The following is a 21,440-nucleotide window of genomic DNA, read 5'->3' on the forward strand; positions in this document are numbered from 1 at the left end:
ATACTTGTCTGATTGAATAGTTTTCTACTAAATGCGCTTTGACTATTTTCTCTCGTAAGTCTACGCTGTATGCTTTCATTAGCTCCTCCATAACATTCTTTTCTTCAGTGTACACCATTACAGCGCAAAGCGCTGTATCGTTACAAAAAACTTAGTAGGCATGAAACACAATAATCAAATCTTTACAGGTGATTGCCGAGAAGTCTTACGCCAATTTCCAGAACACTCTATTTCTGCATGTATTACCGATCCACCCTACAACTATGAATTTATTGGGCACAAATGGAATGCTCCAGAGATTAAGCGACGACTTAATAGAGCCAAAAATAGTAGTACTCTCGTGAAAAATATTCCTTATGGAAGTGGTTTAGCTGGCGGAGTTCGTAATGCTCAATGGTACCAACGAGTCAGGGAAAATATTCTCAATTATGAGCAATGGTGTCATGAATGGGCAGTTGAAGTGTTTCGAGTGTGTAAACCGGGTGCAATTGTTGCTGCTTTTAATAGCACTCGAACTATGGCTCATGTTCAAATTGCTCTTGAAAAAGCTGGCTTTTATGCACGAGATTGCTTAGTCTATCGCCGTTCCAGTGGGATTCCTAAAGGACTGAATCTCCAATCTAAACTGAAGCAAAAAGGGGTAGCTAATTCTCAAGAATGGGAAGGCTGGCATAGTTGTTTAAGAAATGAATGGGAAGCCATTGTGGTGTTGCAAAAACCTTTGGTGAATAACTATGTGGAAACTCTGCTTGAATATGGAGTGGGATTATTTCATACGATCGATGAAGATGGTTCCTTTCAATCTAATATTTTGGAAGATATTCCACGGGGAAAAAATGTAGATTACAATGTCCATTGCACGGTCAAACCTTTGGCTCTAATGGAAAAATTGATCGATCTTTTTGTTCCTCCCTCGACTGAGAATATTGTATTAGATCCTTTTGCGGGTTCAGGAACTACGCTGGTAGCAGCGAAACGACTGGGAAGGAGTTATTTAGGGATTGAAATTGTCCCAGAGTATGTGGATATTATTGAAAAACGTCTGGCAGAAACAGAATCTACATCAGAAAATCTACAATCTCCTCAAGTTAAACCCGATCAATCTTATACGCAGATGCTTTTGCCATTAGATACGTTTTCAGATCAAAACCAGTGAGTTGATTCAGGTACTCAAATGTAGATTCTCCTGTGAAAATAGTCCACCCACCAGACTGACAAGCACTGATAGCTGCAGGTAGGTTATCTTCACGCACAATTAATAATATGGGTTCATAATTTGGTTCTTTCAGAAGTCTACCATAGATTTTGAATTTCTTCAGGGTTCCAGAATCACCCGATCCAATGCGATACTTGGTATCCATCGCCCGTTGACCAACCATTAAATCACAAGGTTCATCACCATTAAAGCGTAAGGCTGGTGCAAAATTATCACAAGTTTGGCGACAGAGTTCAACAATTAACTTTTGCCAACACATACCTAACTCTCTACCCCAATATTGGCGATTTTTACGCTTCAATGCGGGAGTGATACCAAATACAGCGCTTTGCGCTGTGATGGGGGGATAGGGGGATGGGGGGAGCAAACAACAGACTTGGTAGAAGCTCAGAGCTGTTCTAGATATTGTTAAAAACCGTCATTAATGTACCTCATAGCAGAGGAAACTGCTGTATCCCTCTTCTGTCACTCTTGGAAATTCTAACGAATTTCCGTCATTACAGCCTGCGATCGCCAATGAAAGAATGAGGGTTTGAGGCCCCTTTTTGGGAAAGTGACAGAAGAGGGGTATGTCCATTAATAAATCAATATCATTATTTTCATCCGCATATACTTTGTCGGTGAAGGATTGATAATACTGCTGTAAGATGTTATCCAGTTGGCTGGGATCGACCATAATTGAGTCAAAGTTTACGTCTTATTTTATCAAAGATTCTTAACGATCGCGCGATCACGACCTCCCTTACTCAGAAATCAGAACCCTTTGCCAGCAGAGAGCCAGACCTTTGTGGGACTCCAGAAGGGTTAAAATTGCTCAAAAGCTCTTATCCACGTTACCCTAACCAGTTAGGGTTAAAAAAAATGACCCATTTCCCAGATAATGGGGTAATAGAGTAGGGGTATCTTACAATATCTATTTGGTGTTTCCCGCCCTAGAGCGGATACGGGAAACCTCCCCCCTAGTCGGAATCATATTCATGTCGGCGATAGCCGAAATACATACCCAAGGGAATAAGGATCGTAGAGGAACCTCCAATATGTACACCCAGGTTAAATCCAACATTCGTCGTGTCACTGTACCAGAAACAGAGCCAGCTAATGGCATAGATGGGGAAACCCTGAAGGCGATCGCCGCAGAACTGGTCACCCAAGAGATGGATTCTCCAGACCTATCGTCTGCTCCCCCAGTCATTGAGAAAGGGGGCGAGGGGCGGAAAATTATTAAAATTGTGTACATCGTCATGGAGGCACAATACCAAAGTGCCCTTACCCAAGCGGCTCAAACGATTAACCGCAGTGCAGCCAAACATCAAAATCAAGTGGGTATAGAACTGAGCGGGTACTTGATTGAAGAGCTACGCAACCCGGAAAACTATGCCGAGTTTGAGCGGGATATGGAGACGGCTAATATCTTCATTGGCTCCTTGATTTTCATTGAAGATTTGGCCGATCGCATTGTTGCCACGGTTGCCCCCCATCGCGATCGCCTCGATGCAGCGGTGATCTTTCCCTCCATGCCCCAAGTAATGCGCCTGAATAAGCTCGGTAGCTTTAGCATGGCGCAATTGGGACAATCGAAGAGCGCGATCGCCTCGTTCATGAAAAAACGTAAGGAATCGAGCGGTTCCTCCTTCCAAGACGGAATGCTCAAACTCCTGCGTACCCTGCCCAAAGTCCTGAAATACATGCCCATCGAAAAGGCTCAGGATGCCCGCAACTTCATGCTCTCGTTCCAATATTGGCTGGGTGGCTCTCCGGAAAACCTGACCAACTTCGTGCTGATGTTGGCGGATAAATATGTTCTCGATAGCGAGCAGAAACTGAGCTACTCTGACCCGGTAGTCTATCCAGACATGGGCATCTGGCATCCCATGGCCCCAAAAATGTTTGAAGACCAACAGGACTATTTTGACTGGTACAACAGCCGGGATGATATTTCTGATGACCTCAAAGACCCCCTCGCTCCCTGTGTCGGTATTGTCTTGCAGCGCAGCCACCTGGTGACCGGGGATGATGCCCATTATGTGGCTATTGTTCAAGAACTCGAATCTAGAGGAGCCAGAGTCATTGGGACATTCGCCGGCGGTCTCGACTTCTCCAAACCGGTGGATGCCTATTTCTGGAATCAACGCACGGAAAAACCCATCGTTGATACGGTAATTTCCTTAACCGGGTTTGCCCTCGTCGGCGGGCCAGCTCGGCAAGACCATCCGAAAGCGGTAGAGAGCCTCAAGCGCCTCAACCGGCCTTACATGGTGGCTCTACCCTTGGTTTTCCAAACGACGGAAGAGTGGGAAGCCTCCGAGCTGGGACTGCACCCGGTACAAGTGGCCCTTCAGATTGCCATTCCTGAACTGGATGGAGCTATTGAACCGATTATTTTATCGGGAAGAGATGCAGCCACTGGAAAGGCGATCGCCCTTCAAGATCGCATTGAGTCTGTTGCTGCTCGTGCCCTCAAATGGGCTAACCTGCGGCGCAAACCCAAACTGGATAAGAAAATCGCCATCACGGTTTTTAGCTTCCCCCCCGATAAGGGTAATGTGGGAACAGCAGCTTATTTAGATGTATTTGGCAGCATCTACGAAGTGGTTCGCGCCCTGCGAGATAATGGCTATGATATTGGCGAACTGCCCGAATCGCCCAAAGATCTGATGGAAGCAGTGATCCACGATGCCAGCGCCCAATATGCTTCCCCAGAGTTGAATATTGCCCATCGCATGTCCGTGGCGGAATATGAGCGCCTGACTCCCTACTCCGAGCGTCTAGAGGAAAATTGGGGCCCGCCTCCGGGACATCTGAATAGCGATGGTCAAAATCTGTTGGTATATGGGAAACACTTCGGGAACCTGTTTATCGGAGTACAGCCTACGTTTGGTTATGAAGGTGACCCCATGCGGCTGCTGTTCTCGCGCTCTGCGTCTCCCCACCATGGCTTTGCCGCTTACTACACCTATCTAGAGCAAATCTGGGGCGCAGATGCGGTGCTGCACTTCGGAACCCATGGCTCCCTAGAATTTATGCCAGGGAAACAGATGGGGATGTCGGGCGAGTGTTACCCGGATAATCTGATTGGTTCGATTCCTAACCTCTACTACTACGCAGCGAATAACCCTTCTGAAGCCACGATCGCGAAACGGCGTGGTTATGCAGCCACCATTTCCTATCTGACTCCTCCAGCGGAAAATGCAGGCTTGTATAAAGGGTTAGCCGAACTAAGTGAGTTGATCGGTTCCTATCAACAGCTTAAGGACACCCCCAGGGGCGAACAAATTGTGCTGACAATTATCGAGAAATGTCGTCAAGTGAACCTGGATCAGGATATCCCAGCCCTGGTAGGGGCGGGTTCACCAACATCTGGGGGACAAGACCAAACAATTGCAGAACCCGCCCCCGCCCTATCGTTGGAAGAACGGGATAATCTCGTGGGTCAGGTGTACAACAAACTGATGGAGATTGAGTCGCGCTTGTTACCTTGTGGCTTGCATGTAGTTGGGAAACCTCCGACAGCGACCGAGGCGATCGCCACTTTGGTCAATATCGCCAACATCGATCGCCCCGAAGACGGCATCGAAAGCCTGCCCCGGATCGTCGCCCGCAGTATCGACCGCGACATCGACCAAATCTATGAAAGCAGCGATTTAGGGGTACTCGAAGACGTAGAACTCTATAACAACATTGTTCAAGCCACCCGCGCCGCCGTCACTGCCCTGGTGGAAGAACAAACCAACGCTGAAGGTCGGGTCTCCTTAGTTTCTCGGTTGAACTTCTTCAACATGGGTAAAAAAGCACCATGGATTGCCAAACTCCATGACTTGGGTTACACCAACGTGGACGAACCGGCCCTCAAGACCCTGATGGAATATCTAGAATTCTGTCTCGAACAGGTCTGCGCCGATAACGAACTGGGTGGTCTCTTGTCCGCTCTCGAAGGTCAATATATCCTCCCTGGGCCCGGTGGTGACCCCATCCGTAACCCCGACGTACTGCCCACCGGTAAAAATATTCACGCCCTCGATCCCCAGTCCATTCCCACTGAAGCAGCCATCAAGTCAGCCAAAAAAGTGGTGGATCAACTCCTGGAGCGCCATAAAGCCACCAACAACGGTCAACTCCCCGAAACCATTGCCACCGTTCTCTGGGGAACCGACAACATCAAAACCTTTGGCGAATCTCTAGCGCAAATCCTCTGGTTTGTCGGCGCTAAACCGGTTCCCGATGCCTTGGGACGGGTGAATAAGCTAGAGTTACTTTCCCTAGAAGAATTGGGACGACCTCGGATCGATGTCGTGGTCAACTGTTCTGGAGTCTTCCGGGATCTGTTTGTCAATCAAATGGCGCTGATGGATAAAGCCGTGAAAATGGCTGCTGAAGCGGACGAACACCCAGAAATGAACTTTGTCCGCAAACATGCCATGCAGCAAGCCGACGAATTAGGCATTAACCTGCGTCAAGCGGCCAGTCGGGTTTACTCGAATGCCAGTGGTTCCTACTCCTCCAACGTCAACCTGGCGGTAGAAAACTCCTCGTGGGAAGAAGAAACTGAACTGCAAGAGATGTATCTCAACCGGAAATCCTTCGCCTTTGATGCCGATAATCCTGGCATCATGAAGGAAAGCCGTCAGGTGTTCGAGTCTTCCCTCAAGAGTGCGGAAGTCACGTTCCAGAACTTAGACTCTTCTGAGATTAGCTTGACCGATGTTTCCCACTATTTCGACAGCGACCCCACCAAGGTGGTGAGTTCCTTACGGAAAGATGGCAAACAACCGGCTGCCTATATTGCCGATACCACCACTGCTAAAGGTCAGGTGCGCTCCTTATCCGAAACCGTGCGCCTAGATGCGCGCACCAAACTGCTCAATCCCAAATGGTACGAGGGAATGCTCTCCCACGGCTATGAAGGAGTTCGGGAGTTGTCCAAGCGCCTGGTGAACACTTCGGGATGGAGTGCGACTGCGGGAGCAGTGGACAACTGGGTGTATGAGGAAACCAACGACACCTTCATTAAGGATGAGGCTATGTGTCAACGGTTGCTCAACCTCAATCCCCATTCCTTCCGTAAGCTGGTTAGCACTCTCCTAGAAGTGAATGGTCGCGGATACTGGGAAACTAGCGAGGAAAACCTCGACCGTCTGCGCCAGTTGTATCAGGAAGCAGAAGACCGCATTGAGGGAATTGATGATTAGATTGGGTTAATTCTCACGTCATCTGAGCATAATTGCGAATCATTGGGTAGAGACAAGGCGTACCTTGTCTCTACGTTTTATAGATCGTAGTGCATTGTTTCAGCTAAAATAGTGCATTTAGAGAAGGATGGGGAGGAATAAACCCATACCCTAATCCGTTGTTGCTATTGAAGTCATAACAAATAATTAAAGCAATTAAACACAATACTGCTGTTGGCAAATCAGGAAAAATAGAAGTTTATGCTCCTGAATTACCCGAAGGTCAAAACATAGAGGTCATTATTTTAGTCGATTCTGTCACTGAAGATACGACAGAATATTTATTTTCTACAGAAGCCAATAAAAAACAATTATTAGAAGCAATGGAAAGAGTAGAAAAGGAAGAGGGTTTAGTTGTCATTACTGAACAAGAATGGCATGAGAAATATAGTATAGCGCTTCGCGCTAGGGAATAGGGAATAGGGAATAGGGAATAGCTTGTATTGCTTAGGGTCTAAGGCTTCAAGCTGTACTCCATACAAGAGAGAAGCGCTATATTTGATCCCCAAGCATTTGAACAATTTAATCATTGGGCAGAAGAAAAACCTAAAGTTTACAAAAAAATCGTTACTTTAAATCAACGAAGCAATCATCCAACTCAAACAAGCCATGATTAGCCTAAACATAGATGAAATTCAACAAAATTTATCTGGATTTATCAAATTGATTCAAGAAGGTAATCGATTAATCATTACTCAGGAAGATCGGCCGATTGCTGAAATTCAACCGATATCAACCAACCTACCTCAGAAAACACCTCGTCCTATTGGTTTATGTGAGGGTGAATTTATTGTGCCTGATGATTTTAACGATCCCCTTCCTGAAGAAATTATAAAATTGTTTGAAAATCCTCTTGAATACTCATATTTTTCTCTGGCTGATTACGCACAATCGCCAACTGGATGAAAGATGTCGTAATGCGATTAGCAATCAAGATAACGAAGCTTATCTCAGCGTAGTTTCTGTGTGGGCAGCGATGATTAAATATCAACTGGGAAAATTGCCCTTACCAGAATCGCCGGAAATCTACCTTCCAAAACAGCGTGAAAGACACCCGATTCGTAGTTTATCTATTCATGAAAGCGCGATCTCTCAATTATTGTATAATTCTTTATAAATAGTGACGATCGCGCCAGAGAGACCCAGTATTATCATTTAAAGCGCCCTATCATATGTTCGGTTTCAGTCTTTGCGAGCCACCAGTTCGGCAATCTCACCTTCAGAATAGCGAATCGGAATATGTTGGGGACAGTTCTCGCTGTAAGCTTCCACATGGAATAGAATGACTCGCTCTATGCTTGCTGGATAGTTGGGGACTTGTAATTTTTGGGTAAGCTCCGTATCTCCTTCTACGACTTCTGCTCTTCCCCATACCTTCACCCGCTTGCGGTGACGATAGTCCATTAGAAATAAAAAGGCTTTATCATTGCTCGATAGATTACCCACGGTGATGTATTGAGCATTGCCACTAAAATCGGCAAAGCCTAGGGTTTTTTCATCCAATACCTTCAGAAAACCGGGTTCCCCTCCGCGAAATTGGATGTAGGGATAACCATTGGAGCTAACCGTTCCTAAATAGATTCCGTCTAGGGTGACGATAAAGTCGGCTAGTTCGGGAGTAATCGTATCATTACTGGGGCCTTTGGCAACATAGCGCTCATAGGTTTGGCGAGATCCTTATTGTTCTTGTACAGCTTTGACTTCGGGCGTAAAAGCAAGTTGTGCAAATTTGCGAGCCATAATCATCTCCTATGCTGTTTCAATGGTTGCCCTGTCTACTGATTTTCAGAATTTGAATAAATAGAGATGCCTTTAATTATATGAGCGATCGCGCAGTGAAACGGAGTTTTATCGCCACTTCTGCTAAATTAGGATAGGTTAGGCGATCGCTCTTTCGGACTGCGTCAGAGATCAACAAATTTAGCAGGTTCTAAATCCGAGAAGTCGAGTTACTTTAGAACGGTTTCCGTTGACGCAGGGAACGGAAACCCAACCCACTGAAGGCTAGTAATCCTACAATAGAAGAGGGTTCCGGTACAGATTTGGAGGGGTTTCGGATTGCCAACATTACGTCATCAAGGACTAATCCTCCATTGTCTCCTCCAGTATGATCGAAAATTAGATTTGCTGTTGTCAGTTGTTCTACAGTAAACTGCCGAGTAATCAGTCCAGCATCGAGTACAGAAAAAGTTTCTTCAAACAAAGTCCCCAAAGAAACAGTCAGATTATTGTTTTGTGTTTTACCAGGGTTTTGTCCTAACAAGTCAAAACTTAACTCCACAATTTGACCTGGATTGAATGTAAATGCTGTTTTGGAAACAACAGTCCCTGCATTGCGAGTTGTACCATCTAGGTCTAGAAAAAGTCCTTGACTAGGAAAGAAATCAAAGAATCCGTTACCAATCAAATCAACGGAACCATCAACTACATCCCAATTGGCCAAATCAAAATAGTTGAGTTCTCCAACACCACCATTTTCAGCATTAAAGTTATCTTCAAGGAGGATAGTTTGAGCAGATGCTGAAGGAATTTCGGTAGCCAAACCCAGAGTAGTACTGATGCCTACAGCTAATCCGAGTGGTAAGGATTTGATATTAAATAAATTCATACGTTATGACTCCTATACTGAGTATTCAACCACAGAGGCAATCGAAGCCTCTAATAAGTTAGTCAGTTTTTCGGAGCTGATTTTCTGCAAAATCACTGATTTTGTAATAAAACGTTACATTAGGAGCTAAATCTACGAATTCTCAGACTCAGCAAAATCACGGGTAAAATCCCCACGACCACTAATGCTAGAGCTGGGCCGGCTGCTTCGGCGAGGCGTTCATCGGCAGCCAGTTGATAAGTGCGGATAGCAAGGGTGTCGAAGTTAAAGGGACGGATGATTAAGGTGGCGGGGAGTTCTTTCATCACATCCACAAATACCAGGAGAGCCGCCGTTAATAGACTACCGCGCATTAGGGGGACGTGGATGCGCCACAGGGTCTGGGTGACTCCGTAGCCGAGGCTGCGGGAGGCATAGTCTAAATTGGGGGTAATTTTACCGAGACTCGACTCTACCGTTCCAAAAGCAACTGCTAAGAAGCGCACCAGATAGGCGAAGATCAGGGCAAAAATAGTGCCACTGAGGAGTAGTCCCGTAGATATACTGAATGTAGCTTGCATCCAAGCATCGACAGTGTTATCAAAAATTCCCAGGGGAATGAGAATACCGACGGCAATCACGGAGCCGGGGATGGCGTATCCCATGGAGGAGAGTCGCGCGGCACTGTTCATGGGGACGGTGGGGTTTAAGCGCACTCCGTAGGCGATCGCCACGGCTAAAATGACTCCTAACAGGGCAGTCAGACCAGCAAGAATCAAGCTATTCTGGGCATATTCCCAAAACCGACCTTGTAGGGTATCCGGGTTGGCGATCGCCATTTGCAGTAGTAGTCCACCTGGGAGTAGAAATCCACAGCCCATCGGAACCAGACAGGCGATCGCCGCCAAATGTCCTCGTATTCCAGTTAATCGATAGGGTTGAATGGCTCGGAAGCGATCGCCATTTTGGTAATATTTGGCTTGCTGACGAGACCAGCGCTCTAGGATAATTAGGACGAAAACAAACATCAATAAAATAGAGGAGAGCTGGGAGGCAGCTCCATGTTCTCCCATACCAAACCAGACGCGATAGATACCTGTCGTAAACGTATCTACACCGAAATACTGTACCGTCCCAAAATCACTCAGAGTTTCCATTAGGGCTAAAGACAATCCCGCCATAATTGCGGGTCGAGCCAGAGGGAGCGCCACTTTACGGAAACTTTCCCAGGGATTACAGCCGAGGGAGCGGCTAGCTTCGAGGGTACAAGTGGCTTGTTCCAGGAAAGCGACTCGTGTTAATAAATAGACGTAGGGATAGAGAACTAAACTAAGGAGAATAATAGCGCCAACGAGCGATCGCACGGGAGGAAACCAGTAATCTTGCACCGTTTCCCAGCCGAACAAACTTCGCAGCGTGGTTTGCACCGGACCGTAATATTCCAGGAATTCCGTATAGGTGTAGGCTAAAACATAGGCGGGGACAGCTAAAGGGAGCAACAGCGCCCACTCAAACCACCGCTTTCCGCGAAATTCGCACATCGTCACTAACCAGGCACATCCGACACCGATCAGTAATACCCCTGTTCCTACTCCCACCATTAAAGCAAACGAGTTCAACAGATAGCGAGGTAACACTGTTTCCATCAGATGCAACCAAATGTCTCCCGTGTTAGTGAAACTACTGGCAACAACACAGAGAATGGGAGTTGCAATCAACAGAGCGATCGCGATGACGGCGATCGTCCATCCTTTAGAAAACCAGATCATAATTAAGGGCACCTCGTTGAATTCATTAGATTTCTTGCAGAAGTCAGGGAATAGGGATATAGCGCTTTGCGCTAGGGAATAGGGAATAGGGAATAGGGAATAGGCTTTTGGTACATAGCTTTGAGGATTCAACACTGTCCCTCATAACAGCGCAAAGCGCTGTAAAAATACAGAATTATTCCATGGCTATTTATTTTCTACCCACTTATGCAAGAGGTCTATTTTTTGAGCAGGGCACGAAGCGCTGTAAGCTTGGTGTTAATTGAGGATTAATCATACTACATTTGAAACTAAAAATATGACCCAACCCCTAGAAAACAAAATTGCCCTCGTCACTGGAGGCAGTTCCGGCATTGGACGCGCTACAGCCTTGGCTTTTGCTGGCAAGGGAGCAAAAGTAGTCATTGGTAGTCCCCAGGTGAAAGAAGGGGAGGAAACAGTCGAACTGATCAAAGAAGCAGGCAGTGAGGGGCTTTTCGTAAAAACCGATGTTACTCAGGCTGCCGAGGTAGAAAGTTTGGTCACTCAAACGGTAGCAATGTACGGAGGTTTAGATTATGCGTTCAATAATGCTGGGACTGAAGGCGTAGTCAGACTTGCCATCGAACAGGGGGAAGAAGATTGGGATTTGATTATCAATACTAATCTGAAAGGAGTTTGGTTATCTATGAAGTACGAAATTCCTCAGATGCTCAAGCAAGGCACAGGGGCGATCGTTAATAATTCTTCTGCACTTGGGTTGAGGGGGGCAAGCAATTTAGCGATTTACAGTGCCAGCAAACATGGAATTATTGGGTTGACTAAATCCCTTGCTCTTGAACACGCTCGGGATGGTATCAGGATTAATGTCGTTTGTCCTGGAGCGATAGAAACAGACATGGTTAATCGTATTGTGCCAAATCTGGAAGACAAAGCGGCTATGATTGAGCAGCTTTATCCCCTCGGACGCATTGGCTTGCCAGAAGAGATAGCGAATACGGTGGTTTGGTTATGTTCGGATGAGGCGAGTTTTATCACAGGTCAATCTATAGTCGTTGACGGTGGTTTTACGACATAACAGTAATGACCTCACTTCAAAGCTCATCAGGGTTAATACCGTTTTCCAGAAGTAAACGTCGAAACCGTTCAGCCCGTTCTTGTTCCTGTTCTGCTCGTTGTCGCTCCCGTTCTTCTGGCGTAGGAATCCAGTTGCCTGAAGCATCATAAAATCGCAACCAGAGGCGATCGACCTTTTGATACGAGCCTTGCCATACTCCTAAACCGACTCCCAGTTCTGCTAACCATAAGCGATTATCTAGTATTTCTAACTCTTGATAGCGCTGATTTTGCAGGTGAAAGGCTCGGAAAGAAGAATTTTGGCGATCGTAAACCACATAATAGGGCACTTGCAAAATTTCTTCATACACTTGCCATTTGGTTGGAGGTTCATCCGGTTCAGCCTCAATTTCTCCCAAGTCTTCTTTTTGGGTACTCGCAGAGAGCAGTTCTACAACGATAAAAGGATTAACGCCCTCTTGCCAGATTACATAACTGAGCCGTAAATCCTGTTCTTTATCAAAGTAGGGGACTCCCACGACTCCAAACCAGTCGGGACGCTTGTATCGCCGAGTATTATTCGGGTCATAATAGATATTGAGATCCATTCCCGAAAATACTTGTTCAGAGGGATAAGTGAACGGTTGAAAGGTTAAGCGCAACAAGGTCGCTTGTAGGGGATGGAACTCGTCAGGCAAACCGGACTCTCCTACTTCTTCACTGGGTAAATCGTACATCGTTGGCAGAGTAGTCTGCTGCTTTTGAGATAGGTTAACCATATTTGTATTACCTTATGACTTAATTACTTAACAGAGCAAACCTGATGGCAAAGCAGTTTCACTTAGTCGATCTAGTTTCCCAACGAAAAGCGCTTAGAGAGCATCTCCAGGGGTTTACAGAAGAGGAGATCCTTACATGGCTAAAGGCTCATGGGCACTTGGAACAATATTATAGTAGTGGATTTGCTCACCAAATATACATCTTCACCTCTAATCTTGGGATAGAAGCTGGTTTCTTCTTCCGTAAAGGTCAAATGATATTCATAGGTGACCATTATACTTTTGTATAACCAGATTGAGGATGAAAAAGATATCAATTAGAGTTTTCATTGCTTTAACTAATTTCTAGAATTACGAGATTATTGCAAATGAAGGATTGTCAAAATAATAACGACCTTCAGCTTGGAAGATGCGCTCTAGGAGTTGTTCGATTCCTTGAGCGATAACCACAGTATCTTTTAAACCATACATTATTCTATTTTCAAATAAAGGATGGGTAGCTGAAACGGATTTATCATGAAATATTAATCCTTCATCGATATAACCAATAATAGATTTTCCTAACAATATTAAATTTTCATGGGTGTAACCAATACAGCGTTTATCTTCAAGCTCGATCAAGTGTTGAACTGAAGTAGAAGTTTTGACTTCATTAAATACATAATATTTACACCTATAATATTTATGTACATCATATTTCGTCAAGATCCAACTATGACCGCTGTTTGGGTAAAGCGTCGCTCCATCAAATCGTTCTAGAATTTGGATATGTTCTTTAGGAAGATAGTTAATCGATCTAAAGTTCGACCAATTAATCGGTTTCTGCGTGATATGTTCGTGCTCGATATTATCCAATAATCGTTGAAGTTTATCTCTTTCTCGTACAGCCCAACCCACTTCAGGACTCAATGTGCCTTCATCTGGGTGTTGGCAAACACCGATAAAGCCAGCCAATAGTTCTAGAGAATATTCTTTTTGATTGAAGGTCAGTTTCAAGGGAACTTGAGAAAGACCTAAAGGCAAGAGACGAGGAGAAATACCTTTATTAACTGTAATATCGGAACGTGCGATCGCCAAAATAGGATTTGGCATTGAAGGCGCATTGGTTACTTGATCGAGGAGATAGGGAAATAAATCGGCTAACCAACCAGTGATTACATCGTCCGCATAAAGTGCTTGGGGTTTGTAAATCTGTTGCCAAAATGACAAGGAAGGCTTTCCAGATGCGGTTTTTACGAACTCTTCACAGATGGTTAATAATCGATCTGTCCACCAAGTTAGATTATATTTAGCCATCATGCGGACGCGATCGCAAATACTCTGCCAATCTTGTACTGTTCCCAATAGGGTAATCTTGGGAATACCGCAGATGCAAAGCATTTCATAATCAAAATATTGACGAAATGTATCCATCATGACGATGCGACTGGCAGTTAGCGCGTTAGGGGTGGTGGTGCTAAAGCTACATTCTAAGAGATGATAGAGTTCTGCTCCAACGCGATTGCGAATCAACAACGTCCACTGATGAACAGCTTTGCTCCACTCGTCTGCTTGTTTGGGAATATCGAATACTTCGATAGTCAGAGTCTCTTTACCCGAATGGGATACCAAGCGATCGCGCAATTCTTCGGCATGATTGTTAACATGGTGGGCAAATCCTTGAGCAATGGTTATCCAAATGATATCCGGGGTGAGCAATAAGGGACGATGCTCCGAAAATGCCAGATGAACCGCAAATGCTAGGGGATGAATACCATGAGCTAAGGGATGATTGTATCGAGCGCTAACCGTCTGAAAGCGATCGTCATGACTAAAGGCTAATACAGGTTTTTCCAATTGGCGCTCAAACTGAGATTTCGCCTCTTGAGTGGGGAGAAGCTCTGTAGCTTGTTCGACTTGATCGACCGAGAAGGAGATTTGGTTGTACTGTTGATTGAGTATGGGCGCGATCTGTGGCATGGTATGATTCCCCAAAATCTATGTCTATTATATTGCCGGGGGCTTTTGATTGGCGATCGAGATTAAGGTTTATAAGGTTTATATGGAGTAATAATGACTCGATCTTTGGCAATAGGTAGAAGCAATTCAATACTCTGAATAAACCCGATCGCCTTGAATCAGGGTATGCACTTGCCAATCTGCTGAGGGTTGGGGATAATCATTGCGATAATGACCGCCACGACTTTCTGCGCGAAAAGCTGCACTTTTAAGCATCCAATAGCCAATATCTAATAAGTTTAGGGTTTCTGCTGCTAATTTTAATTGAGTTGCGGCTGCTTCAGAGGTAAATTGCACGGTATCATTGGGAGACAAATGGTTTAAGTATTGGCCGATCGCACTTTCTCTCACCTGAGAGCGCCAAGCACTCACCCTTGCTATCCCTTCCTCCAATATCGACTGCTGGCGAGAAATACCTGCACTGTGCCACATGAGACTTGGTAATTGTTGACGAATTGACTCGATAAATCCTTGGTCTGCCTCCCACTCTACCGCTTCCTCGCTTGGAGTCGGAAGAGGCGCATCACGAACCGGTTCTATCGCTAATTTGTGTAATTGAGCAGCAAATACGATACATTCCAATAGGGAATTACTCGCTAAACGATTCGCCCCATGGACTCCTGTACTTGCTGCTTCCCCGATCGCATATAATCCCGGTACAGAACTCGCTGCAATCAAATCTACCGCCACTCCTCCCATCCAATAATGGGCGGCTGGGGCAACCGGGATGGGTTCTGAGAATACATCAATTCCCCATTGCTGACACTTTTGGATGATATTGGGAAAACGATAGCGTACTTTATCGGGGGCGATCGCCCGCAAATCGAGATAAACGTTCGCTCTGACGGGATCGGGGGCTGTTTTCTCCAAATGATTAAAAATTGCTCGACTGACCACATCACGGGGCGCTAATTCCCCTCTGGGGTCATAATCAAAGGCAAACCTGTACCCCTGGGCATCGACTAAATGGGCCCCTTCGCCTCGCACTGCTTCGCTAATCAGAAAATGGGGCGCTTCGGGTTTACTTAGGGCTGTGGGATGGAACTGCACAAACTCTAAATCCCTTAAAACAGCTCCTGCACGCCAAGCTAGAGCCACCCCATCCCCCGTACTCACGGGTGGGTTAGTCGTTTGGGCGAAGATTTGTCCCCCACCTCCAGTCGCTAAAATTACCGCATTAGCTCCGATCCAGACAATTTGATTTTCCCACAATAAACTAATCCCTTGAATCGCCGCGCCTGGTGCATCTTGCCATAAACTGAGGGCAAAGGCTTGGGAGAGAACTTGAATATTCGGTCGCTCCGAGACTCTAGCCGTCAGAATATCAATAATTGCTCGCCCGGTGGTATCTTGGGAATGAAGAACCCTGGAGCGAGAATGGGCGGCTTCTAGGGTAGTGGCGAGTTTATTGTTTTTGCGATCGAATGCTACACCGAGTTCCAGTAAAGAATGGATCGCTTCTGGAGCATGATTGACTAAAAATTCTACCGCCTGGCGATCGCACAAACCTGCCCCTGCATGTAATGTATCTTCGAGATGCAATTCCGGCGAGTCATCCTCGGCGATCGCGGCCGCTATTCCCCCTTGGGCCCATTTACTCGAACCTGTGCGAAGTTTATCTTTCGTCACCAGCAAAATCCGATACTGTGCGGGTAAACAGAGGGTGGCATACAGTCCCGCCGCTCCAGAACCCACCACAATAAGATCGAAGGCTCTAGAGGGAATAGGGGGCGTTGAATGGGGGCTGTTCAATCGTTTCTCCCAGATATAAACAGGTTTGGCGATCTTCCTATTCTATCCCCTTGCCACCCTTTAGAAACCGGGTTTCTGAAGCCAGATTTGGGTTGGGAGTCGGAACTTGTCACAGAAACCCGGTTTCTTTGTTCTGAATCTCATTCTTACTGCCCGCGCCCTGGTTTACAATCGGCAAAGCCTAATGCTTCACTATCAAGGAAACTGGCGATCGCGAAGCGAAACGGAGTTTTATCGCCATTTCCACGACTGCTTCGACTGGATACTCTATTTCCACAGCACGAGCAACTAAAGCTTCGCGAATGCGATCGGGCAATTGTCCTAAAATGATTTGATCATCAGCAGGAGAAAGCTGTTCTTGAAGTTGAACTGACATAGCATCACCATTCACTTCTTGGATGCGTTACAGCGCTTCGCACTGCTATAAGGCTTCAATTTTAACTCTACCACCCTCAACTGCATCAACCTGCAATCGATAACCATAAAGCATCCCCATTCCAAGCAGGGGTTCTGTTTCGGATTCTGCAATGTCGATTGCGCGGTATTGCCCATCCCAAATTACTGTTCCGGTGTAAAAATCAAACACAGTTTCGCTGCCATCACCCAAGGTTGCTGTATTAGACGTTCTCCAAGACAGCCCAAGACGAATAATCATTTCTGATGGTAAAGACAGGCAGCCATCAAATCCAGTATCAATGACAGTATCAATGACTTCTCGTTGCCCACTTGAGTTACCCACTACAAGAGGAAGTGTTGCTTCACGCCGCCAATTCACAACTCCATAAATCATTAACTCTGCTTCAGACTCCGCGAACCAAAATGATAGACGGCACGATGTCCGATGCGAATTGTCCAAGGCTGAGGATCGGCATGACGTTCAAATAATGGATCGGTTGCAGCGATCAGAGTTTCACCTACCTCAAAATCTCCAGTTTCGATGTCAATGGCTACAATTTTGCCTTCATTTCCAGCTTCGACTTGTTGCCGAATACCGGTTTCATAGAGTTCTTGTCCCCGTCTAGCTAATTCTTCTTTGCTGTAACGTCGTTGGCGAAGTACCATGGAATTACCCTCAACAGCAGCCAATTATGAGCGATCGCACCCTAAATATTCTAGACGATTTATCAAGAAAATCACAGAAGCTGATACCAGAAAATCAGCAACTGTTGTTAGCTTTTGCCGAGTTTCTGCTAGAGCGGCAAACTCAGTCAATGGCAACATCTACTCCTAATGAAGCAGAATCCTCTCCCGTACCACAATGGGTTTTAGGTTTACATCAAGGTATGGGTTGGATCGGTGATAATTTTAACGATCCTCTTCCCGATGAGTTTTGGACAGAGGTGGTTTAGGCTAAAATTATAGATAGAATCATTCTCTGTGTTGTTATGAGCGATCGCGACATCATTACCATTGAGCCAGATAAACGGGGAGGCAAACCCTGTATTCGTCGGATGCGAATTACGGTCTACGACGTTCTTGGCTGGCTTGCTGCTGGCATGTCTATGGCTGAGATTATTGAGGATTTCCCGGAGCTGACAGAGACAGATATTACGGCTTGCTTAGAGTTTGCGGGCGATCGCGAACATCGTTGAGTTGCTTTGGCGATCGAGGTTCTCGAAGAGGCTTAGAAATAATTTTCCTGTCACTGGTTGCTTGCCGCTTCCTCAAGTCATCACAAATCGCTTTCAAGTCATAATTGAATGCTCTAGCGTGTTCCTCCCGAATTCTATAGATTTCTTCTAAAATCTCATCTCTCCACATTATTTAAATTAGCATTATTTATTAAAGAACGATTTAAGAAAATTTTGCACTTCAGTTACCGTTCTACCCAAAGCTTTTGCAATTGTATAGCTCAGGTTATAAGACCATTGTTGAAAAGAACTTTTTGATTTGGTAGAGATATCACTTTCATACATATCCATCTCCTTAAGCTTTTGAAGCAATCGTTGTCTTAAGAGCTGGGTTGTCGAAAGGGACTCTTCTACTTCTGACGGATAAAACTCGTATCCACAAGAGCAGTAGAATTTACTATCCAGAATATACCATTGTTTACCACACCCCTGACATTTGACCTGTCTACTGTAGGGTTCAACTAATAATTGACCGTTAAAAATGCAGTCTCTATGATAGTTTTTGCCCCATTGTTCTTGACAACATGGACATTTAGGAAAAAGAAAGGGTATCCATTCACTCATAATCCTTTTTTCTCAGAATAAAAAATTTACCTCTACATACAGAAAAATGTATATAGAGGTACTGAAAGCATCAACATAGAGTTTAGCCTAATCCGGATTTCCAACCTTCAGACCATCCACCTCTAATGGATTGTACGAAATCTCTACCAAAACCAATGACTGCTCCCACAATATAGCCAAAGATTTTAGCGATCTGCTTGAATAAGTCCATTACATATGCTCTTAAGCTGGCCTCTGATTTAGCCGCTATTCTTAATTCTGCGTCACTCATAGATGCAATTTGGTTCATCACTTTACGCCTGATTTCTTCTAAATCTTCACTAGGAATATAGGTCTCATTAGGTACTTCTTTCATGTTTCAAGCTCCTACGTTTTTAGATTACAGTCCTTGTTTTTGTAGCCATTTTAAGAAAGCTTTTTGATCCCCAGCTAATCTAGCAAACTCTTCTGGAGGCATATTCTGAACAACATCAGACATTTTAGATGGCTGGGGCTGTTGGAAGTTTTCTCTTTGTTGTCTCTTCTCTGGAGGAAGTAACTGAGGATCGACCAATTCCAGAAAATCAGCTAGTGCCTTTCGAGATGCAACCACCCATCTTCTTTTATTCGGTACAGCATCCATCATTGCATCAAAAAGATGAGGTAGATTATAGCGCTTGTGTGCTGAATATCCTATAACTTTGCCTTTCCACCTCGGAAGAACTTCACGAATTTTACGTTGAACATCTCTGATTCTCCCATTAATGTTTGCTTCTTGCTCTTCACTGGGTAGATTCGCTAAAGGATGCCAAGCTGACTCACCTGGATATACTAATTCTATTTTATTCAAGGCGATGACCATACGATCCAATAGTCTAGGATCGATTGCTTGTAACTCGGTTTCCAAATAACGCTGCACAGAAGCAATTGCCCGATTTTGGGCATCCAAAATCCACAAAGCAACATCAACATCTTTTAAGACTCTTTCATAAAGCTCAATATGTTCTCGTTGCTTCAGTTGACTTTCACCTAGTCCGGGCATATCATAAGCAATTAATGCTCCATTGGCTCCTTCAACTTCATCAAATGAGACTTCGATCCCTCGAACGTCTTGTGTACAGGCTTCAGTATGGCTCACATCTAAACCTGCATTAAAGAGTGAATTTAGAGTAGAAGACTTTCCCACTCCTGTCTCACCAATAAAAGCGAAACGAGGAGGAGGTTCATTATCTACCTTGTCTTGAATCATATGGTAGATTTCTTCAAAGTGTTCCTCAGACATCTTTTGATCGCCTAGAAAATCGTTAGCTAGACTCTGAACTAATCCTCGTAAATCCATGATCTTTTGGTAGTTAAGAACTGAATGCATTCATAGGCTAACGCTCACTTCATTGGGTGTGCTACCAGAAAAAAACTGGTTTTATACCTATGTTTGTAACAAAAGGTTAAGACAACCCCAGGAAAAAGCTGGTTTTGCGGAGTATAAAGTTATAGTAGAATAACTACAGGCTTTGTTACATCAGACTTCTATGGGTTTTGAAAAAATGTTACAACTTGTGGATTCCCTGGTTGAGAGGCAAACAGGAAAGCATTTAGATGACTTACAAAAACATATCATTATGGGAATTGGCCAAGGTCAGACTTATGAGCAAATGGCTGAAACTATTCCCGGTCGCTACAGTGAAAACTATATTGGAGACGAGAGCCGCAAGCTATTCAAGGTCTTATCTGATGCGTTAGGTGACGAAGTTAAGAAAGCCAATTTTTGCTGGACGTTAGAGCGAGCGGTTAATTCCCCATTAGTTGGTTTAGTCAATGGAGATCTGACGTGGTGTCCTCATCCAGATCGCCAAACAACCAGCACCGAAGCAACCAAATCCACTGCACCCCAATCAAATCATGATTTAACCCTTGCTCCAAAAATCAGGACATTCTGCGATCGCACCACTGAACTCAGCACTCTCTCCCACTGGCTCTGTGACCAAAACATTCCTCTAATCTCCGTAGTCGGCATCGCCGGGATTGGTAAAACAACTCTTGTGAAGCGCTGGATTGACTTAAACTTAGAAGAATTTGATACCATTATCTGGAAAAGTATCCCATTCTCCCCTAGCTTAAATACCATTATCGAGGACATCTTAACCACGGTTAATCCCGATACTATTCTCACCCATCCTCTGCTGACTCAATTATTCCAGCTTTTACGCGATCGCCGATGCTTGCTTGTCCTAGATGACTTCCAACAGATTTTTATACCCGGTCAACTTGCCGGACACTATAAACCAGAAGCCCAAGATTACCACACCTTACTCACCAAAATTACCGAAATTGACCATCAATCCACCCTTCTTGTCATCAGTCAAGAAAAAAATCAACAGATGATGGCTTTAGATGCAGAACTTTATCCCATCAAATGTTTAGAACTCGGCGGATTTGACAGCACAGAACTATTGAAAGATGTCGGTTTAGGAGAGAGCGACAGCGCCCTTCAAATCCTGAAAAACTATGAAGGTCATCCCATTTATCTTAAACAAATCTCTAGCTTAATTCAAACCCTTTTCTCCGGCAATATCGCCGAATTGTTTGCCGAAGACCACCTCATTCTCACTCAAACCATGCAGACTCGGATGAAAACGTGTTTTAACCGTTTATCGCCTCCCGAACAACAAATTGCCCTCCACTTAAGTCAAAGCGCTCTGCCCATTTCACGGGAACAGTTAAGAGCCGACTTATCCTTATCCTCAACCGACTTAATTAACGGATTAGACTCCTTAAAGCGGCGCTTCTTACTCACCTCCATAGAAACAGAGAGAATCGCCTTTAACTTATCTCCCATTTTTCGAGAATATGTCAGATCGTTAAGTTAGATTGGTAAGGTGATGATGACAAGGTTTTAGCCAATTCC

General features: G+C 44.9%; 19 protein-coding genes and 2 pseudogenes. 7 read left to right on the forward strand and 14 right to left on the reverse strand.

Annotation, left to right across the window (positions count from 1 at the left end; genetic code table 11):
• Positions 1-160 precede the first annotated feature (160 nt).
• Positions 161-1,156, forward strand: a complete 996-nt coding sequence (locus J7545_RS22370; RefSeq protein ID WP_318698403.1) for a site-specific DNA-methyltransferase — start codon at positions 161-163, stop codon at positions 1,154-1,156.
• Here J7545_RS22370 and J7545_RS22375 read toward each other — a convergent pair.
• Positions 1,089-1,583 (reverse strand): hypothetical protein, encoded by a 495-nt coding sequence (locus tag J7545_RS22375; protein ID WP_318720132.1) that lies wholly within the window; start codon positions 1,581-1,583, stop codon positions 1,089-1,091. The two genes, J7545_RS22370 and J7545_RS22375, sit on opposite strands and share 68 nt — an antisense overlap.
• 54 nt (positions 1,584-1,637) lie before the next feature.
• The gene (locus J7545_RS22380) at positions 1,638-1,892 is read right to left on the reverse strand and encodes a hypothetical protein (protein WP_318698401.1); all 255 of its coding nucleotides are present in this window, start codon (positions 1,890-1,892) and stop codon (positions 1,638-1,640) included.
• 478 nt (positions 1,893-2,370) lie between these two features.
• Between J7545_RS22380 and J7545_RS22385 the strand changes: the two genes are divergently transcribed.
• Positions 2,371-6,402: a magnesium chelatase subunit H gene (locus J7545_RS22385; protein WP_413038666.1), complete on the forward strand. Its 4,032-nt coding sequence runs from the start codon at positions 2,371-2,373 to the stop codon at positions 6,400-6,402.
• A gap of 648 nt (positions 6,403-7,050) precedes the next feature.
• Positions 7,051-7,347, forward strand: a complete 297-nt coding sequence (locus tag J7545_RS22390) for a hypothetical protein (protein ID WP_318698399.1) — start codon at positions 7,051-7,053, stop codon at positions 7,345-7,347.
• Between the two features lie 276 nt (positions 7,348-7,623).
• Here J7545_RS22390 and J7545_RS22395 read toward each other — a convergent pair.
• The 3 genes and pseudogenes from J7545_RS22395 to J7545_RS22405 form a co-directional block, all read right to left on the reverse strand.
• Positions 7,624-8,181: pseudogene (locus J7545_RS22395) on the reverse strand (pyridoxamine 5'-phosphate oxidase family protein).
• 214 nt (positions 8,182-8,395) lie between these two features.
• A complete protein-coding gene (locus J7545_RS22400; RefSeq protein WP_318698398.1) occupies positions 8,396-9,049 on the reverse strand; it encodes a PEP-CTERM sorting domain-containing protein in 654 nt (217 codons plus the stop codon).
• 119 nt (positions 9,050-9,168) lie between these two features.
• Complete coding sequence (locus J7545_RS22405) at positions 9,169-10,797, reverse strand: iron ABC transporter permease (RefSeq protein ID WP_318698397.1); 1,629 nt, start codon at positions 10,795-10,797, stop codon at positions 9,169-9,171.
• 298 nt (positions 10,798-11,095) lie between these two features.
• On the opposite strand from J7545_RS22405, the gene J7545_RS22410 reads away from it, so the two are divergent.
• Positions 11,096-11,854, forward strand: a complete 759-nt coding sequence (locus J7545_RS22410; protein ID WP_318698396.1) for an SDR family oxidoreductase — start codon at positions 11,096-11,098, stop codon at positions 11,852-11,854.
• Between the two features lie 16 nt (positions 11,855-11,870).
• Here the strand turns inward: J7545_RS22410 and J7545_RS22415 are convergent, their stop codons facing one another.
• The 6 genes and pseudogenes from J7545_RS22415 to J7545_RS22440 form a co-directional block, all read right to left on the reverse strand.
• Positions 11,871-12,569, reverse strand: a complete 699-nt coding sequence (locus tag J7545_RS22415) for a Uma2 family endonuclease (protein ID WP_413039297.1) — start codon at positions 12,567-12,569, stop codon at positions 11,871-11,873.
• A gap of 393 nt (positions 12,570-12,962) precedes the next feature.
• Positions 12,963-14,570, reverse strand: a complete 1,608-nt coding sequence (locus tag J7545_RS22420) for a DUF4419 domain-containing protein (protein ID WP_318720134.1) — start codon at positions 14,568-14,570, stop codon at positions 12,963-12,965.
• 126 nt (positions 14,571-14,696) lie between these two features.
• The gene (nadB, locus tag J7545_RS22425; protein WP_318720135.1) at positions 14,697-16,361 is read right to left on the reverse strand and encodes an L-aspartate oxidase; all 1,665 of its coding nucleotides are present in this window, start codon (positions 16,359-16,361) and stop codon (positions 14,697-14,699) included.
• Between the two features lie 146 nt (positions 16,362-16,507).
• Positions 16,508-16,737, reverse strand: a pseudogene (locus J7545_RS22430) (hypothetical protein).
• A 45-nt stretch (positions 16,738-16,782) separates the two neighbouring features.
• Positions 16,783-17,151 carry a hypothetical protein gene (locus J7545_RS22435; RefSeq protein ID WP_318701813.1) on the reverse strand — a complete coding sequence of 123 codons (369 nt, stop codon included), beginning with the start codon at positions 17,149-17,151 and terminating at the stop codon, positions 16,783-16,785.
• The gene (locus J7545_RS22440; protein ID WP_318701812.1) at positions 17,151-17,423 is read right to left on the reverse strand and encodes a hypothetical protein; all 273 of its coding nucleotides are present in this window, start codon (positions 17,421-17,423) and stop codon (positions 17,151-17,153) included. Before J7545_RS22440 ends, J7545_RS22435 begins: the two co-directional genes overlap by 1 nt.
• Before the next feature lie 26 nt (positions 17,424-17,449).
• Between J7545_RS22440 and J7545_RS22445 the strand changes: the two genes are divergently transcribed.
• Both J7545_RS22445 and J7545_RS22450 read left to right on the forward strand, forming a co-directional pair.
• The gene (locus J7545_RS22445; RefSeq protein ID WP_318701811.1) at positions 17,450-17,710 is read left to right on the forward strand and encodes a DUF2281 domain-containing protein; all 261 of its coding nucleotides are present in this window, start codon (positions 17,450-17,452) and stop codon (positions 17,708-17,710) included.
• A 36-nt stretch (positions 17,711-17,746) separates the two neighbouring features.
• Positions 17,747-17,953, forward strand: a complete 207-nt coding sequence (locus J7545_RS22450) for a DUF433 domain-containing protein (RefSeq protein WP_318701810.1) — start codon at positions 17,747-17,749, stop codon at positions 17,951-17,953.
• On the opposite strand, the gene J7545_RS24240 is transcribed toward J7545_RS22450, so the two are convergent.
• The 3 genes from J7545_RS24240 to J7545_RS22460 all read right to left on the reverse strand — a co-directional run bounded on the left by J7545_RS24240 (position 17,910) and on the right by J7545_RS22460 (position 19,874).
• Complete coding sequence (locus tag J7545_RS24240) at positions 17,910-18,122, reverse strand: hypothetical protein (protein ID WP_413038678.1); 213 nt, start codon at positions 18,120-18,122, stop codon at positions 17,910-17,912. The two genes, J7545_RS22450 and J7545_RS24240, sit on opposite strands and share 44 nt — an antisense overlap.
• 516 nt (positions 18,123-18,638) lie before the next feature.
• Positions 18,639-18,911: a hypothetical protein gene (locus tag J7545_RS22455; protein ID WP_318701809.1), complete on the reverse strand. Its 273-nt coding sequence runs from the start codon at positions 18,909-18,911 to the stop codon at positions 18,639-18,641.
• A gap of 24 nt (positions 18,912-18,935) precedes the next feature.
• Positions 18,936-19,874, reverse strand: coding sequence for a GTPase family protein (locus J7545_RS22460; RefSeq protein ID WP_318701808.1), 939 nt, complete (start codon positions 19,872-19,874; stop codon positions 18,936-18,938).
• A 205-nt stretch (positions 19,875-20,079) separates the two neighbouring features.
• On the opposite strand from J7545_RS22460, the gene J7545_RS22465 reads away from it, so the two are divergent.
• Positions 20,080-21,402 carry an NB-ARC domain-containing protein gene (locus tag J7545_RS22465; RefSeq protein ID WP_318720137.1) on the forward strand — a complete coding sequence of 441 codons (1,323 nt, stop codon included), beginning with the start codon at positions 20,080-20,082 and terminating at the stop codon, positions 21,400-21,402.
• The last annotated feature ends 38 nt before the right edge of the window (positions 21,403-21,440 follow it).

This window comes from Roseofilum sp. SBFL, from assembly GCF_017746885.1.
Taxonomy (GTDB): domain Bacteria; phylum Cyanobacteriota; class Cyanobacteriia; order Cyanobacteriales; family Desertifilaceae; genus Roseofilum.

Coding starts and splice junctions, on each gene's coding strand:
- J7545_RS22380 (WP_318698401.1), bottom strand. CDS start 1,892: ATGGTCGATCCCAGCCAACTGGATAACATCTTACAGCAGTATTATCAA.
- J7545_RS22390 (WP_318698399.1), top strand. CDS start 7,051: ATGATTAGCCTAAACATAGATGAAATTCAACAAAATTTATCTGGATTT.
- J7545_RS22405 (WP_318698397.1), bottom strand. CDS start 10,797: ATGATCTGGTTTTCTAAAGGATGGACGATCGCCGTCATCGCGATCGCT.
- J7545_RS22455 (WP_318701809.1), bottom strand. CDS start 18,911: ATGAAAGAAGTACCTAATGAGACCTATATTCCTAGTGAAGATTTAGAA.
- J7545_RS22420 (WP_318720134.1), bottom strand. CDS start 14,570: ATGCCACAGATCGCGCCCATACTCAATCAACAGTACAACCAAATCTCC.
- J7545_RS22465 (WP_318720137.1), top strand. CDS start 20,080: ATGTTACAACTTGTGGATTCCCTGGTTGAGAGGCAAACAGGAAAGCAT.
- J7545_RS22450 (WP_318701810.1), top strand. CDS start 17,747: ATGAGCGATCGCGACATCATTACCATTGAGCCAGATAAACGGGGAGGC.
- J7545_RS22400 (WP_318698398.1), bottom strand. CDS start 9,049: ATGAATTTATTTAATATCAAATCCTTACCACTCGGATTAGCTGTAGGC.
- J7545_RS22370 (WP_318698403.1), top strand. CDS start 161: ATGAAACACAATAATCAAATCTTTACAGGTGATTGCCGAGAAGTCTTA.
- J7545_RS24240 (WP_413038678.1), bottom strand. CDS start 18,122: ATGTGGAGAGATGAGATTTTAGAAGAAATCTATAGAATTCGGGAGGAA.
- J7545_RS22435 (WP_318701813.1), bottom strand. CDS start 17,151: ATGATTTATGGAGTTGTGAATTGGCGGCGTGAAGCAACACTTCCTCTT.
- J7545_RS22445 (WP_318701811.1), top strand. CDS start 17,450: ATGAGCGATCGCACCCTAAATATTCTAGACGATTTATCAAGAAAATCA.
- J7545_RS22415 (WP_413039297.1), bottom strand. CDS start 12,569: ATGTACGATTTACCCAGTGAAGAAGTAGGAGAGTCCGGTTTGCCTGAC.
- J7545_RS22410 (WP_318698396.1), top strand. CDS start 11,096: ATGACCCAACCCCTAGAAAACAAAATTGCCCTCGTCACTGGAGGCAGT.
- J7545_RS22440 (WP_318701812.1), bottom strand. CDS start 17,423: ATGGTACTTCGCCAACGACGTTACAGCAAAGAAGAATTAGCTAGACGG.
- J7545_RS22460 (WP_318701808.1), bottom strand. CDS start 19,874: ATGGATTTACGAGGATTAGTTCAGAGTCTAGCTAACGATTTTCTAGGC.
- J7545_RS22385 (WP_413038666.1), top strand. CDS start 2,371: ATGGATTCTCCAGACCTATCGTCTGCTCCCCCAGTCATTGAGAAAGGG.